13 protein-coding genes are annotated in these 14459 nt (G+C 67.8%); 10 read left to right on the forward strand and 3 right to left on the reverse strand.

Annotated features, from left to right (window positions below; genetic code table 11):
- Nucleotides 1-256: 256 nt before the first annotated feature.
- From C2U58_RS03825 to cysS, 3 genes are read right to left on the reverse strand one after another with little or no spacing between them, the layout of a single operon-like run.
- Nucleotides 257-1510, reverse strand: a complete 1254-nt coding sequence (locus C2U58_RS03825) for an MFS transporter (protein WP_102944609.1) — start codon at nt 1508-1510, stop codon at nt 257-259.
- Nucleotides 1507-1950: a SufE family protein gene (locus C2U58_RS03830; RefSeq protein ID WP_102944610.1), complete on the reverse strand. Its 444-nt coding sequence runs from the start codon at nt 1948-1950 to the stop codon at nt 1507-1509. Before C2U58_RS03830 ends, C2U58_RS03825 begins: the two co-directional genes overlap by 4 nt.
- Before the next feature lie 27 nt (nt 1951-1977).
- Entirely contained in the window at nt 1978-3348 is a 1371-nt protein-coding gene (gene cysS, locus C2U58_RS03835) for a cysteine--tRNA ligase (protein ID WP_102944611.1), read from the reverse strand.
- A 197-nt stretch (nt 3349-3545) separates the two neighbouring features.
- Between cysS and C2U58_RS03840 the strand changes: the two genes are divergently transcribed.
- The 10 genes from C2U58_RS03840 (at nt 3546) to C2U58_RS03885 (ending at nt 14438) form a co-directional block, all read left to right on the forward strand.
- Complete coding sequence (locus tag C2U58_RS03840) at nt 3546-4109, forward strand: hypothetical protein (protein WP_102944612.1); 564 nt, start codon at nt 3546-3548, stop codon at nt 4107-4109.
- 281 nt (nt 4110-4390) lie between these two features.
- Complete coding sequence (locus tag C2U58_RS03845; protein WP_070209249.1) at nt 4391-5401, forward strand: N-acetylornithine carbamoyltransferase; 1011 nt, start codon at nt 4391-4393, stop codon at nt 5399-5401.
- 98 nt (nt 5402-5499) lie between these two features.
- The gene (locus C2U58_RS03850) at nt 5500-6693 is read left to right on the forward strand and encodes an argininosuccinate synthase (RefSeq protein ID WP_102944613.1); all 1194 of its coding nucleotides are present in this window, start codon (nt 5500-5502) and stop codon (nt 6691-6693) included.
- Between the two features lie 100 nt (nt 6694-6793).
- Nucleotides 6794-7882, forward strand: a complete 1089-nt coding sequence (locus C2U58_RS03855; RefSeq protein WP_102944614.1) for an acetylornithine deacetylase — start codon at nt 6794-6796, stop codon at nt 7880-7882.
- A 72-nt stretch (nt 7883-7954) separates the two neighbouring features.
- On the forward strand, nt 7955-9283 hold the full coding sequence (locus C2U58_RS03860) for an acetylglutamate kinase (protein WP_102944615.1): 1329 nt from the start codon (nt 7955-7957) through the stop codon (nt 9281-9283).
- Between the two features lie 4 nt (nt 9284-9287).
- Nucleotides 9288-10241: an N-acetyl-gamma-glutamyl-phosphate reductase gene (argC, locus tag C2U58_RS03865; protein WP_102944616.1), complete on the forward strand. Its 954-nt coding sequence runs from the start codon at nt 9288-9290 to the stop codon at nt 10239-10241.
- A gap of 12 nt (nt 10242-10253) precedes the next feature.
- Nucleotides 10254-11549, forward strand: coding sequence for an argininosuccinate lyase (argH, locus tag C2U58_RS03870; RefSeq protein WP_102944617.1), 1296 nt, complete (start codon nt 10254-10256; stop codon nt 11547-11549).
- A gap of 64 nt (nt 11550-11613) precedes the next feature.
- A complete protein-coding gene (locus tag C2U58_RS03875) occupies nt 11614-11874 on the forward strand; it encodes a YciI family protein (RefSeq protein ID WP_102944618.1) in 261 nt (86 codons plus the stop codon).
- Nucleotides 11875-11887: 13 nt separating this feature from the next.
- Nucleotides 11888-13039 carry a glutamate 5-kinase gene (gene proB / locus C2U58_RS03880; protein ID WP_102944619.1) on the forward strand — a complete coding sequence of 384 codons (1152 nt, stop codon included), beginning with the start codon at nt 11888-11890 and terminating at the stop codon, nt 13037-13039.
- A 154-nt stretch (nt 13040-13193) separates the two neighbouring features.
- A complete protein-coding gene (locus C2U58_RS03885) occupies nt 13194-14438 on the forward strand; it encodes a glutamate-5-semialdehyde dehydrogenase (RefSeq protein WP_102944620.1) in 1245 nt (414 codons plus the stop codon).
- Nucleotides 14439-14459: the final 21 nt, after the last annotated feature.

A 14459-nucleotide genomic window follows, 5' to 3' on the forward strand; every position in this document is an offset into this window, starting at 1 on the left:
GCTACGCGTCTCCCTTGGCCTCCTACGCACTATCGCGGGGCCGGCGGGTGGGGGGTACGGGACCGTGAAGGCACATGGATGTGCCGCCCGAGCCTAACGGGAGATTTAAGGCGTGTCCCGTACCCCCCGCCCGCCGGCCCCACACCAGGGAACGTCTCAGCCGAGGGCTGTTCGCCTGAATCCAACAGCAGCCGGGCAGGGCCCGGCTCTACCGCGGATCGTTTGCAACCCGGTGCAAATGGGGCTCCAGCTGGCGTTACTGCAGGTCGCGCAGGTTCAACCGCCGCAGGGTCGGGTTCTTCCAGGCGGTAATGCCGGCCACGCTCAACACCGCGAAACCGCCCAGCACCACCGCCGGGACCAGGCCGAGAAGCTTGGCCATCGTGCCCGCGTAGAACGCGCCCAGTTCGTTCGACGAACTGATGAAGATGCCGTTGATCGACGACACCCGCCCGCGCATTTCTTCCGGCGTGGCCAGCTGCAGGATCGTCGAGCGGATCACCACCGACACCCCGTCGAACGCCCCGTAGAACAGCAGGATCACCGCCGACAGCCAGAAGCTGTGCGACAGCCCGAACCCGATCACGCACAGGCCGAACCCCGCCACCGCGAACAACAGCACACGCCCCGCATGGCGCTGCAGCGGCCGGCGCGCCAGCCACAGGCCCACGCACACCGAACCCAGCGCCGGCGCCGCGCGCAGGATGCCCAGCCCTTCCGGACCGTGGTGCAGGATCTCGTGCAGGAACGCCGGCAGCATCGCCACCACCCCGCCCAGCAGCACCGAAAACATGTCCAGCGCCATCGCCCCGACCATGATCCGGTTGCCCAGCACGAAGCGGCCGCCCTCCGCAATGCTCTTGAAGATCGGCGCCGCCGGCCCCGTGTGCACCGGCTCGGACACCCGCAGCGTCGCCAGGCAGCCCAGCGCCGCCAGCGCCGCCACCACCGCCACCCCGTACGACAGGCTCTTGCCGCCCCAGGCCACCAGCAGCCCGCCCAATGCCGGGCCCACCACCATGCCCGCCTGGAACACCACCGACCCCAGCCCTGCACCGCGCGCGAACTGGTGCCGTTCCAGCACCCGCGCAAACAACGCGTTGTAGATTGGCGACAGGAACGCCCGGACCATGCCCGTCATCGCCACCGCCGCATAGATCGGCCACACCCCGTTGAACGGCAGCCAGCCCTCCGCCACCGCCGTCAGCACCACCGCCGTCAGCACCAGCCCGCTGCACGCCACCATGCCCAGCTTCCGTCGCGGCAGGTGGTCCACCAGGTAGCCCGCGAACGGCGCCACGCAGAAGAACGGCAGCACCTCGGCCAGCCCGACCAGGCCCAGCGAGAATGGATTGCGGGTGACTTCGTAGATATGCCAGCCGACCGTCACCGCCACGATCTGGTACGACAGCATCGCCAGGATCCGGTACGCCAGCAGCAGCGAGAAACCTGGGCGGCGCAACAGGCCCAGCGCGCTCTCGGCGGGCTCGGACGGGGCAGGGGCACTCACGACGCCGACTGCGCCACTGCGGTCTCACGGATGAAGGCCAGCATCGCCGCCACCCCGTTGCTGCGGGTCGGCGACAGGTGTCGCGACAGCCCGATGTCCTGGATGTAGGTCGGCTCCGTGGCCAGGATCTCCGCCGCCGAACGCCCCGAGTACACCCGAAGCGCCAGGTAGATCAGGCCCGACACGATGGCCGAATCGCTGATCGCGTGGAACCGCAGCGCATCGGCGTTGCCCTCCGGCACGATCCACACCATCGACTGGCAGCCGAGCAGCCGGTGCTCCTCCGTCTTCCATTCGTCCGGGAAGGCGGGCAGCTTGCGGCCCAGGTCGATCAGGTACTGGTAACGCTCCGACCAGTCGCCGAAGAACGCGAATTCCTCGGCAATGGCGGCCTGCGCCTCGGCAGCAGTGGGTTCAATCGGGAACGGGGAGTCGATCACAGCAATCTCAACAAGATGGGGTGGCTTTCAACGTTTACGCGACCAGCGCACGCCCTGCGCGGTGTCTTCCAGCACGATGCCTTCCTCGTCCAGCTGCCGGCGCAGCGCGTCGGCCCGGGCGAAATCGCGCGCCGCCTTGGCCGCAGTGCGCTCGTCGATCAGCGCCTGGATGCGGGCGTCATCGTCGGCGTTGCCGCCACTGGTGCCGAACCACGCGGCCGGGTCCTGCTGCAGCAGCCCCAGCGCCTGCCCGGCGCCCAGCAGGGCCGACTTCAACGCGGCCTTGTCGGCGCCCTCGGCGCGGCGCGCCTCACCCGCCAGCCGGGCCAGTTCGGCCAGCGCCTGCGGCGTGTTCAGATCGTCGTCCAGCGCCGCCTCGACCTCGGCCGGAATGGCCGGGGTCGCGGCCACGTCGGCCAGGTCGCGCAGCGTGCCGTACAGCCGGTCGAGGGTGCGCACCGACTGCTCGATCAGCGCGTCCGACCAGTCCAGCGGCTGCCGATAATGCGCCGACAGCAGCGCATAGCGCAGCGCTTCCGGCGCATGCTGGCGGACCAGATCGTGGACCCGTTCGATATTGCCGATCGACTTGCTCATCTTGGCGCCGCCGAAGTTGAGCATGCCGTTGTGCAGCCAGAACCGGGCGAAGGTCTGCCCGCCGTGCGCGCACTCGCTCTGCGCGATCTCGTTCTCATGGTGCGGGAACTGCAGGTCCACCCCGCCGGCATGGATGTCGATGGTCGGGCCCAGGTGGGCCGCGGCCATCGCCGAGCACTCGATGTGCCAGCCCGGGCGGCCCCGGCCCCAGGGCGACTCCCAGCCCGGCAGGTCGTCGCTGGAGGGCTTCCACAGCACGAAATCGCCCGGGTCGCGCTTGTACGGCGCCACGTCCACCCGGGCCCCGGCCAGCATTTCCTCCGGGTCGCGGTTGGAGAGCTTGCCGTAGCCTTCGAACGAGGCCACCGCGAACAGCACGTGGCCCTCGGCCGCGTAGGCGTGGTCGGCCGCGATCAGCTGCTCGATCATCGCGATGATCTGCGGAATGTGCGCGGTGGCTTCCGGCTCGATGTCCGGCGGCACCACGCCCAGCGCGGCCATGTCTTCCCGGTAGGCGGCGGCAAAGCGGTCGGTGATCGTCGAGATCGGCACCGCCTGCTCGCGCGCGGCCGTGTTGATCTTGTCGTCCACGTCGGTGATGTTGCGGGCGTAGCGCAGCCCGCCGAAGCGGCGCCGCAGCAGGTCGGCCAGCACCCCGAACACCACCGGCCCGCGCGCGTTGCCGATGTGCACGTAGTTGTAGACCGTGGGGCCGCACACATACAGGGTCGGACAGGTCGGATCGAGCGGGGTGAACGGTTCGAGCTGGCGTGTCAGGGTGTTGTGCAGGCGCAGGGTCATGGGGGCGTAGGGCCGGGGGGAGTAGGGGGGCAAGCCTTCGATTTTAGATCACATCGACCGCCTGCGGCGCTCCAGCACCCGGCCCGGGTCGGAATCGGTCCCTCCGGGATGGGCAGATGCGTCGCGGACGGGTAATGTTCAGCCCCTTGTGCCTGTCACTGCCTACACTATCCCCCTTGTCCCCAATCCTGTTGCCAATGAAATCCGCTTCGTTGCTGACCCTGACCTGCCTGTTGGGTAGCGCCGCCTCCGTGGCGTGCGCCCAGGAAGCCGAGGTCCGTAACCGGGTGGTGATCGTGGAGAACGTCAAGTTCGACTACGCACAGGTGCTCAACGTGGAACCGGTGTTCCAGACCCTGCGGGCCACCCGCACTGAAGAACACTGCGAGCCGGTCTCGACCCGGACCCTGGCCCCGGTCAACGTCACCGGCGAAGAGCCGCAGGAAGAGAAGGGCCGCTTCGGCCGCTTCATGGACTCGGTCCGCTCGATCTTCAAGCGTGAAGACGGCAGCGTCGAGGAAGAGATGGCCCCCGTGGCCGAGGCCCCGGCCAGCAACAACGGCCCGCTGCTGACCCGCGACTGCCGGATCATCCCGGTCGGGCGCGAGTTCCGCCGGCCGATCGCCTATGACGTCGATTACGTCTACAAGGGCACCAAGTACCGCTCGCGGCTGCCCGAAGACCCGGGTAACCGGCTCAAGATCCGGGTCTCCATCACCCCCTGGGTCGGTCCCGAGCAGGCCAGCGCCGCCAATCCGTGACCCCGGGTCTTGCACCCACCCCCCACGCATGCAAAGATGGGCGGCCATGAAACTCACCGACTTCCAGCACGACACCAGCGCCGCCCGTATGGCTACGGGCATGACGTCGCGTGCCCGCCGACCGGAACCCCACATTTTCGCTGGGTAACCGGAGCTTCGTGCTGTCTGTTCGGAAAACCCAGCCTCCCGGCTGGGTTTTTTCGTTTCTACGTTCTGAAAAGTTTCATCTGTACGTTTCTTCCATCCCTTTCCTCTAAACGCCCGCCTCAAAGGATCACCCGATGTCCCTGAAGCACTTCCTGAACACCCAGGACTGGAGCCGCCCCGAACTCGATGCCCTGCTGACCCAGGCCGCATTGTTCAAGCGCAACAAGCTGGGCGATCAGCTCAAGGGCAAGTCCATTGCCCTGGTGTTCTTCAACCCGTCCATGCGCACCCGCACCAGCTTCGAGCTGGGCGCGTTCCAGCTGGGCGCACATGCGGTGGTGCTGCAGCCGGGCAAGGACGCGTGGCCGATCGAGTTCAACCTGGGCACCGTGATGGACGGCGACACCGAAGAGCACATCGCCGAAGTGGCCAAGGTGCTGGGCCGCTACTGCGACATCATCGCCGTGCGCGCGTTCCCCAAGTTCGTGGACTGGGCCTACGACCGCCAGGACATCGTGCTCAACAGCTTCGCGAAGTACTCGCCGGTGCCGGTGATCAACATGGAAACCATCACCCACCCGTGCCAGGAACTGGCCCACGTGATGGCGCTGCAGGAACACTTCGGTACCCAGGACCTGCGCGGCAAGAAGTACGTGCTGACCTGGACCTACCACCCCAAGCCGCTGAACACCGCCGTGGCCAACTCGGCGCTCACCATCGCCACCCGCATGGGCATGGACGTGACCCTGCTGTGCCCGACCGCCGACTACATCCTCGACGACCGCTACATGGGCTGGGCCGAGCAGAACGTCGCCGAGAACGGCGGTTCGCTGAAGATCAGCCATGACATCGCCAGCGCCTACAGCGGTGCCGACGTGGTCTACGCCAAGAGCTGGGGCGCGCTGCCGTTCTTCGGCAACTGGGAACCGGAAAAGCCCATCCGCGACCAGTACAAGCACTTCATCGTCGACGAAGAAAAGATGGCGCTGACCAACAACGGCGTGTTCAGCCACTGCCTGCCGCTGCGCCGCAACGTCAAGGCCACCGACGCGGTGATGGACTCGCCGCAGTGCATCGCGATCAACGAAGCCGAAAACCGCCTGCACGTCCAAAAGGCCATCATGGCCGCCGTAGCAGGCCGCTGATTTTTTACGGTTGCCGGGCAGAGCCCGGCACTACCGGTAGCGCCGGGCTCTGCCCGGCCCACGCAATCCCACATTCCATCCATTAGAGCCACACCCCCATGACCAACAAAGACATCGTCCTCGCCTTCTCCGGTGGCCTCGACACCAGCTTCTGCGTGCCCTACCTGCAGGAACGCGGCTACAACGTGCACACCGTGTTCGCCGACACCGGCGGCGTGGATGACGAAGAACGCGACTTCATCGAAAAGCGCGCCGCCGAACTGGGCGTGTCCAGCCACGTCACCGTCAACGGTGGCCCGGCCATCTGGGCCGGCTTCGTCAAGCCGTTCGTGTGGGCCGGCGAAGGCTACCAGGGCCAGTACCCGCTGCTGGTGTCCGACCGTTACCTGATCGTCGACGCCGCGCTGAAGCGCGCCGCCGAACTGGGCACCAACATCATTGCCCACGGCTGCACCGGCATGGGCAACGACCAGGTCCGCTTCGACCTCGCCGTGAAGGCGCTGGGCGACTACCAGATCGTCGCGCCGATCCGTGAAATCCAGAAGGAACATACCCAGACCCGCGCCTACGAGCAGAAGTACCTGGAAGAGCGCGGCTTCGGCGTGCGCGCCAAGCAGCAGGCCTACACCATCAACGAAAACCTGCTCGGCCTGACCATGTCCGGCGGCGAGATCGACCGTTGGGAAGCCCCGGGCGAAGGCGCGCGTGGCTGGTGCGCACCGCGCAGCGAGTGGCCGGAAGCGGCGCTGAACGTCACCCTGAAGTTCGTTGAAGGCGAAGCGGTTGAACTGAACGGCCAGGCGCTGCCGGGCGAGCAGATCCTGGCCCAGCTCAACAAGCTGTTCGCGCCGTACGGCGTGGGCCGTGGCGTGTACACCGGCGACACCGTGATCGGCCTGAAGGGCCGCATCGTGTTCGAAGCGCCGGGCCTGGTCTCGCTGCTGACCGCGCATCGCGCGCTGGAAGACGCGGTGCTGACCAAGCAGCAGAACCGCTTCAAGCCGGACGTGGCGCGCAAGTGGGTGGAGCTGGTGTACGAAGGCTTCTACCACGACCCGCTGAAGACCGACATCGAAGCGTTCCTGAAGTCCTCGCAGGCCAAAGTCAACGGCGAAGTGGTGCTGGAAACCCGTGGCGGTCGCGTCGACGCGGTGGCGGTGAAGTCGCCGCACCTGCTGAATACCAAGGGTGCCACCTACGCGCAGTCGGCCGACTGGGGCGTGGAAGAAGCCGAAGGCTTCATCAAGCTCTTTGGCATGAGCTCCACCCTTTACGCCCAGGTAAATCGTTGACGTAGTGCCGGCCGCTGGCCGGCTCCTCGTGCTGCCGGGTTTCGCCTGGAGCCGGCCGGCGGCCGGCACTACCACCTGATTCGTTTGGAACTTCTGACACATGCTTGAACAAACGCTCACCCACCTGCAGGCGCTGGTGTCCTTCGACACCCGCAACCCGCCGCGTGCGATCACCACCGGTGGCATCTTCGATTACCTGCGCGCGAACCTGCCCGGGTTCAACGTGGAGGTGATCGACCATGGCGATGGCGCGGTCAGCCTGTATGCGGTGCGCGGTATGCCCAGGTACCTGTTCAACGTGCACCTGGACACCGTGCCCGATTCCCCGCACTGGAGCGCCGACCCGCATGTCATGCGGCGCACCGATGACCGGGTGATCGGGTTGGGCGTGTGCGACATCAAGGGCGCGGCCGCTGCACTGGTGGCCGCGGCCAATGCCAGCGATGGCGATGCCGCGTTCCTGTTCTCCAGCGACGAAGAAGCCAACGACCCGCGCTGCATCGCCGCCTTCCTCGCCCGGGGCATCCCGTACGAGGCAGTGCTGGTGGCCGAACCGACCATGAGCGAAGCGGTACTCGCGCACCGGGGCATCAGCTCGGTGCTGATGCACTTCGCCGGGAGGGCAGGGCACGCGTCGGGCAGGCAGGACGCGGCCGCCAGCGCGTTGCACCAGGCCATGCGCTGGGGCAACCGCGCGCTGGACCATGTGGAATCGCTGGCCCATGCGCGCTTCGGCGGGCTGACCGGGCTGCGCTTCAACATCGGCCGGGTCGAAGGCGGCATCAAGGCCAACATGATCGCCCCGGCCGCCGAGCTGCGCTTCGGGTTCCGCCCGCTGCCGTCGATGGACATCGACGCGCTGCTGGCAACCTTTGCCGGGTTTGCCGAGCCGGCCGCAGCCAGCTTCACCGAAACCTTCCGTGGCCCCAGCCTGCCGGCCGGGGACATCGCCGAAGCCGAGAACCGCCGCCTCGCCGCGCGCGACGTGGCCGACGCGCTGGACCTGCCGATCGGCAATGCGGTGGACTTCTGGACCGAAGCCTCGCTGTTCTCGGCCGGCGGCTACACCACCCTGGTGTACGGCCCGGGCGACATCGCCCAGGCCCACACCGCCGACGAGTTCGTGACGCTGGAGCAGCTGCAGCGCTACACCGACGCCGTGCACCGCATCATCAGCGCCGGCGCCTGACCGAATGACGCCGTCGTGGCCCCCACTGACGGACCTTCCATCGCGGCTGCGGCCGCCTGTGACGAAACCGAAATGCCTTCTTCCCTCCAGCCCCACCGCCAGACCCGCCAGACCATCGTGCGCCTGCTTTCCAGCATGGCCAGCGCGAAGGAGATCAGCCAGTACCTCAAGCGCTTTTCGCAGGTGGACGCCAAGCGCTTCGCCGTGGTCAAGGTCGGCGGCGCCGTGCTGCGCGACGATCTCGAGGCACTGACCTCGTCGCTGTCGTTCCTGCAGGAAGTCGGGCTCACCCCGATCGTGCTGCACGGTGCGGGCCCGCAGCTGGACGCCGAGCTGTCGGCGGCAGGCATCGTCAAGCAGACCGTCAACGGCCTGCGCGTGACCTCGCCGGAAGGCCTGGCGATCGTGCGCCGGGTGTTCCAGGCCTCCAACCTGCAGCTGGTCGAAGCGCTGCAACAGAACGGTGCGCGCGCGACCTCGATCACCGGTGGCGTGTTCGAAGCCGAATACCTGGACCAGGCCACCTACGGGCTGGTCGGCGAAGTGAAGAAGGTCAACCTGGCCCCGATCGAAGCCAGCCTGCGCGCCGGTTCCATTCCGGTCATCACCAGCCTGGGCGAAACCCGTTGCGGGCAGATCCTCAACGTCAACGCAGACTTCGCCGCCAACGAACTGGTGCAGGAACTGCAGCCGTACAAGATCATCTTCCTCACCGGCACCGGCGGCCTGCTCGACGAAGAGGGCACGGTGATCGACTCGATCAACCTGTCCACCGAGTACGACCAGCTGATGCAGCAGCCGTGGATCCACGGCGGCATGCGGGTCAAGATCGAACAGATCAAGGACCTGCTGGACCGGCTGCCGCTGGAGTCGTCGGTGTCGATCACGCGCCCGGCCGACCTGGCCAAGGAACTGTTCACCCACAAGGGCTCGGGCACACTGGTGCGCAAGGGCGAGAAGGTGCTGCGCGCCACTGCGTGGAGCGAACTGGACCTGCCGCGCCTGAAGGGCCTGATCGAATCCAGCTTCGGCCGTGTCCTGGTGCCGGACTACTTCGACAAGACCAAGCTGCTGCGCGCCTACGTCAGCGAGAACTACCGCGCCGCGGTGCTCCTCACCGATGAGGCCGAAGGCGTGTACCTGGACAAGTTCGCCGTGCTCGACGATGCACAGGGCGAAGGCCTTGGCCGTGCCGTGTGGAACGTGATGCTGGAGGAAACCCCGCAGCTGTTCTGGCGCTCGCGCCACGGCAACCCGATCAACCATTTCTACTACGCCGAGTCCGACGGCTGCTACAAGCAGGACCACTGGAAGGTGTTCTGGTTCGGCGCCGACGGCTTCGAGCGCATCCGCAGCTACGTGGACCACTGCGCCGCGCGTAAACCGAGCCTGGAGGGCTGAGCGCATGAGCACCAAGACCTTCACTGTCGGCATCGTCGGCGCCCGTGGCCATACCGGCGCCGAGCTGGTCAAGCTGATCGCCGCGCACCCACGGCTGCAGCTGGGCTTCGTGTCCTCGCGTGAGCTGGCCGGGCAGCCGGTTGCCGCGCATTACCCTGAGATCACTGGCGACCTGCTGTTCGAAAACCTCGATGCGGACGCCGTTGCCGCCAAGGGCATGGACGCGGTGATCCTCGCGCTGCCCAACGACCTGTCCGCGCCGTTCGTCACTGCGCTGGACGCCGCGCGCCCGGACACGGTGATCGTCGACCTCTCGGCTGACCATCGTTTCGAAGGCAGCTGGTACTACGGCCTGCCCGAACTGACCCGGGGCGACTACACCGGCCAGAAGCACATCAGCAACCCGGGCTGCTACGCCACCGCCATGCAGCTGGCGATCAGCCCGCTGCTCGACCAGCTGGCCGGCCCGCCGCAGTGCTTCGGCGTGTCCGGCTACTCCGGCGCCGGCACCACCCCGTCGGACAAGAACAACCCCGAGCTGCTGCGCGACAACCTGATGCCGTATGCGCTCACCAACCACGTGCACGAGCGCGAAGTGAGCGCACACCTGCGCGTGCCGGTGGAGTTCATGCCGCACGTGGCGCCGCATTTCCGTGGCATCACCATGACCGTCAACCTGTGGCTGCAGCAGCAGATGACCCGCGAGCAGATCGTGGACGCCTACCGCCGCTTCTACGCCGACGAAGCGCTGGTCGAAGTGATCGACGAAGCGCCATGGGTCAGCCGCATTGCCGGCCGCCATGGCGTGCAGATCGGTGGCTTCACCGTGGCCCCGGGCGGCAAGCGCGTAGTGGTGGTGGCGACCCTGGACAACCTGCTCAAGGGCGCGGCCACCCAGGCCATGCAGAACCTCAACCTGGCCCTGGGCCTGGACGAACTGACCTCGATTCCGCATTGATTGGAGCACCCCATGGCTGACCTTCTGTGGCAGAAGCCCGGCGTCGCGGTAGACGCAAAGATCCAGACCTTCCTGGCCGGCGATGACGTCATCCTCGACCGCGAGTTCTTCCTGTACGACGTGCAGGCCAGCAAGGCGCATGCGCAGGGCCTGGAGAACATCGGCATCCTCGACGGCGCCGAGCGCGAAGCGCTGCAGCGCGAACTGGACGTGCTCGCCGAGGATTTCCGCAGCGGCGCGTTCGTGCTGGATGAGCGCTTCGAAGACTGCCATTCGGCGATCGAAGCGCGGCTCACCGAGCGCCTCGGCGACGCCGGCCGCAAGATCCACACCGGCCGCAGCCGCAACGACCAGATCCTGGTCGCCACCCGCCTGTGGCTGAAGGACAATCTGCTGCAGGTGTCCGCGCTGAGCCGCGAAGTGGCCAAGGTCGCGCTGGACCGTGCCGAGGCCGAACAGCACCTGCCGGTGCCGGGCTACACCCATATCCAGCGCGCCGTGGTGTCCTCCGCGGGCATGTGGTGGGCCGGCTGGGCCGAGGCCTTCATCGACAACGCGGTGCGTGCGCACGACACCTTCGCGCTGGTCGACGCCAACCCGCTCGGCACCGCCGCCGGTTATGGCGTGAACCTGCCGCTGGACCGCGCCCACACCACCCAGGCGCTGGGCTTTGCGCGCATGCAGATCTCGCCGATCTACGCGCAGCTCTCGCGCGGCAAGTTCGAACTGGCCGCACTGGAAGCACTGGGCGGGGCCACCCTCGACCTGCGCCGGCTGGCCTGGGACCTGTCGCTGTTCACCAGCGGCGAGTACAGCTTCGTCGCGTTGCCGGCGCAGTACACCACCGGCAGCTCGATCATGCCGAACAAGCGCAACCCGGACGTGATCGAGCTGATGCGCGCCACCCACGCCAGCGTGGCCGCCGCGCGTACCGAGATCGAGCAGCTGCTGTCGCTGCCGTCGGGCTACCACCGCGACCTGCAGGGCAGCAAGGGCGCCATCTTCCACGGCTTCGGTCGCGGCCTGGCCGCGCTGGAACTGCTGCCGGCGCTGCTGGCCAACCTGGAGTGGCGCGAAGACAAGCTGCGCGCCGCCATCGACTCGGGTATGTACGCCACCGACGTCGCGGTGGAAGCGGCCGTGGCCGGCGTGCCGTTCCGCGAGGCCTACAAGGCCGCAGCGGCGGCATCGGACACTGCCGGGCAGGGGCGCACCCCCGAAGGCAGCCTGTCCGCGCGCGTCTCGCCCGGCGCGGCCGCCGACCTGCGGCTGGACGAACTGCGCGCCCGCTGGGCGGCATTGGTGTAAACGGGAACGGCGGCCAATGGCCGCCGTTTTCGCATGTGTCGATCTCCCTGCACACGGACTCCCCATGAAGATCTGCTATCTCGTACTGGTCACCCGCACTCCCGGATTCACCGACCACGCGGCCACGGAACACGTGCGCTTCCTTGATGAGGTGCGCGTGCGTGACCAGCTGCTGATCACCGGTAGCTTCACCGACAAGACCGGCGGCGCCTACGTGCTGCACAACGTGGCCGACCGCACCGCGGCGCAGGCCATCGTCGATGCTGATCCGCTGCTGGTGCTGGGCAGCGCGACCGCCACCGTCCACGAATGGTCCACCCGCTGAGGCGAACCCCCCGATGACCCCCGCCCGCGTGCAGTCCGCGTTCCCCGAACAACCTGTACCGGCGTGGAAACGCGCCGTGCTCAAGGTCGGCAGCAGCCTGCTGGCGGCCGACGGCGGCGGGCTGTCGCCGCGCCACGCGCTCGGCCTCGCCCAGTTCGTCTCAGCGAATGTGCTGGCCGGGCGCGAGGTGGTGATCGTGTCCTCCGGTGCCGTCGCCGCCGGCCGCGCCATCGTGCCGCGCGCGATTGAAGCCGGCGCGGCAATGGCCGCACGCCAGGCGCTGGCCGCGCTCGGGCAGGCGCAGCTGATCGGCCTGTGGCAGCGGTTCTTCGAGCGCCCGGTGGCGCAGGTACTGCTGACCCACGACGACCTGCGCAACCGGCGCCGTTACCTCAACGCACGGGCCACGCTCAACGAGCTGCTGCGGCTGGGCGCGTTGCCGGTGGTGAACGAGAACGACACCGTGTCCGTGGATGAGCTCAAGCTTGGCGACAACGACAACCTGGCCGCCACCGTGGCCGCGCTGATCGACGCGGACATCCTGTTCATCGCCACCGATATCGACGGCCTGTACAGCGCCGATCCGCGCCGCGACCCGCAGGCCCGTCCGATCCACAACGTGCCCGAGCTCAGCCTCGAGGTGCTGGCCATGGCCGGGGGGGCCGGCAGTGGCGCCGGCACCGGCGGCATGCACACCAAGCTCGAAGCAGCGGCCAAGGCCGGGCGCGTGGGCATCGACACCTGCCTGTTCAACGGCCGCGATGGCGATGTGGTGCGCGCGCTCGCACAGGGCCGTCTGTTCGGCACCCGCATCCACGCCGGGCAGACCCGCGATGCGGCGCGCAAGTATTGGCTGCGGCATGCACCGCTGGAGGCGGGTGCGATCCTGGTGGACGACGGGGCGGCCGCTGCATTGCGCGACAAGGGCGCCTCGTTGCTGCCCGGTGGCGTCACCGGTGCCGAAGGCGAGTTCCGTCGCGGCGACATGGTGCAGGTGCGCGTGCGCGGTGCCAACGGCGAGGTCACGTTGGCGCGCGGCGTCAGCCAGTATTCCGCCAGCGACATCCGCCGCGTCGCCGGTCGTCATTCGCGCGACATCGAAAGCGTGCTGGGGTACAACTACGGTGGCAACGTGATCCACCGGGATGATCTGGTGCTGGTGTGATGTGTTCGGTTTCGTTCGGGCGGTGCGTGGGACACGCATGGCGTGTCGCTACCCCATGATCCACCGGACCCTGCATACCCGCGTAGCGACACGCCACGCGTGTCCCACGGATCGCTGATCGCCACGTAACACCCCTCAGGCAAGGAACCCAAACATGGACATCCGCGAACACGCCCAACACTGCCGCGCCGCCGCGCAGGTCCTCGCCCAACTTTCCCCCAAGGCCAAAACCGCGCTCCTGCTCGGCATGGCTGATGGCTTGGACGCAGACGCGGAACCCATCCTCGCCGCCAACGCCCGCGATCTTGCCGCCGCGCAGGAAAAAGGCACCGGCACCGCCATGCTCGACCGCCTCGCGCTCAACCCGGCCCGCCTGGCCGCGGTCAGCGCCGCGCTTCGCGAGGTCGCCACGCTTCCCGACCCGGTCGGCACCGTCACCCGCGACGACATCCGCCCCAACGGCATCCGCGTGCAGAAGGTCCGCGTGCCGCTCGGCGTGATCGCGATGATCTACGAAGCGCGCCCGAACGTGACTGCCGACGCCGCCGCACTCTGCATCAAGGCCGGCAACGCGGTGATCCTGCGCGGCGGGTCCGAAGCCTTCCACTCCAATACCGCCATCGCCCATGCGCTCAAGCGCGCGCTGCGCGATGCCGGCGTGCCCGATGCCGCGTTGACACTGGTCGAAGACCTGCGCCGCGAGACCATGCTGGCGCTGCTGCAGCTCAGCGACCTGGTCGACCTCGCCATTCCACGCGGTGGGGAAGGGCTGATCCGCTTCGTCGCCGAACACGCGCGAGTACCGGTCATCAAGCACTACAAAGGCGTGTGCCACCTGTACGTGGATCGCGCCGCCGATCTCAAGAAGGCTGTCGCCCTGCTGGTGGACGGCAAGACCAGCCGGCCCGCCGCCTGCAATTCGCTGGAAACGCTGCTGGTCCACGCCGACATCGCGGCCACGTTCCTGCCGCAGGCGGCAGCGGCGCTGCGCGAACGCGTGGTCGAACTACGCGCCGACGACCGCGCACGCCAGTGGCTGCCTGACGCCACTGCGGCAACAGACGACGACTACGCCGCCGAGTACCTGGACCTGATCCTCGCCGTGCGCGTGGTTGACGACCTGGAGCAGGCGCTGGCCCACATCCAGCAGTACAGTTCCGACCACACCGAAGTGATCGTCACCGAAGATGCCGGCGCCGCCGAACGCTTCGTGCAGGCGCTGCGCTCCGCAGTAGTGATGGTCAACGCCTCCTCGCGGTTCTCGGATGGTGGGGAGCTTGGCCTGGGTGCGGAAATCGGCATTTCCACCACGCGCCTGCACGCCTACGGCCCGATGGGGCTGGAAGCGCTGACGGTGGAACGATTCGTGGTGCGGGGGCAGGGGCAGGTGCGGCGCTGAGCCGCCACACCTGCCTGCCCG

It is taken from the genome of Stenotrophomonas sp. VV52, from assembly GCF_002893095.1.
Lineage (GTDB): Bacteria > Pseudomonadota > Gammaproteobacteria > Xanthomonadales > Xanthomonadaceae > Stenotrophomonas > Stenotrophomonas aracearum.

Bases quoted from the DNA above. Each gene is read 5' to 3' on its own strand.
- cysS (WP_102944611.1), bottom strand. From the start codon at position 3,348: ATGACCCTGCGCCTGCACAACACCCTGACACGCCAGCTCGAACCGTTC.
- C2U58_RS03840 (WP_102944612.1), top strand. From the start codon at position 3,546: ATGAAATCCGCTTCGTTGCTGACCCTGACCTGCCTGTTGGGTAGCGCC.
- C2U58_RS03845 (WP_070209249.1), top strand. From the start codon at position 4,391: ATGTCCCTGAAGCACTTCCTGAACACCCAGGACTGGAGCCGCCCCGAA.
- C2U58_RS03850 (WP_102944613.1), top strand. From the start codon at position 5,500: ATGACCAACAAAGACATCGTCCTCGCCTTCTCCGGTGGCCTCGACACC.
- C2U58_RS03855 (WP_102944614.1), top strand. From the start codon at position 6,794: ATGCTTGAACAAACGCTCACCCACCTGCAGGCGCTGGTGTCCTTCGAC.
- C2U58_RS03860 (WP_102944615.1), top strand. From the start codon at position 7,955: ATGCCTTCTTCCCTCCAGCCCCACCGCCAGACCCGCCAGACCATCGTG.
- argC (WP_102944616.1), top strand. From the start codon at position 9,288: ATGAGCACCAAGACCTTCACTGTCGGCATCGTCGGCGCCCGTGGCCAT.
- argH (WP_102944617.1), top strand. From the start codon at position 10,254: ATGGCTGACCTTCTGTGGCAGAAGCCCGGCGTCGCGGTAGACGCAAAG.
- C2U58_RS03875 (WP_102944618.1), top strand. From the start codon at position 11,614: ATGAAGATCTGCTATCTCGTACTGGTCACCCGCACTCCCGGATTCACC.
- proB (WP_102944619.1), top strand. From the start codon at position 11,888: ATGACCCCCGCCCGCGTGCAGTCCGCGTTCCCCGAACAACCTGTACCG.
- C2U58_RS03885 (WP_102944620.1), top strand. From the start codon at position 13,194: ATGGACATCCGCGAACACGCCCAACACTGCCGCGCCGCCGCGCAGGTC.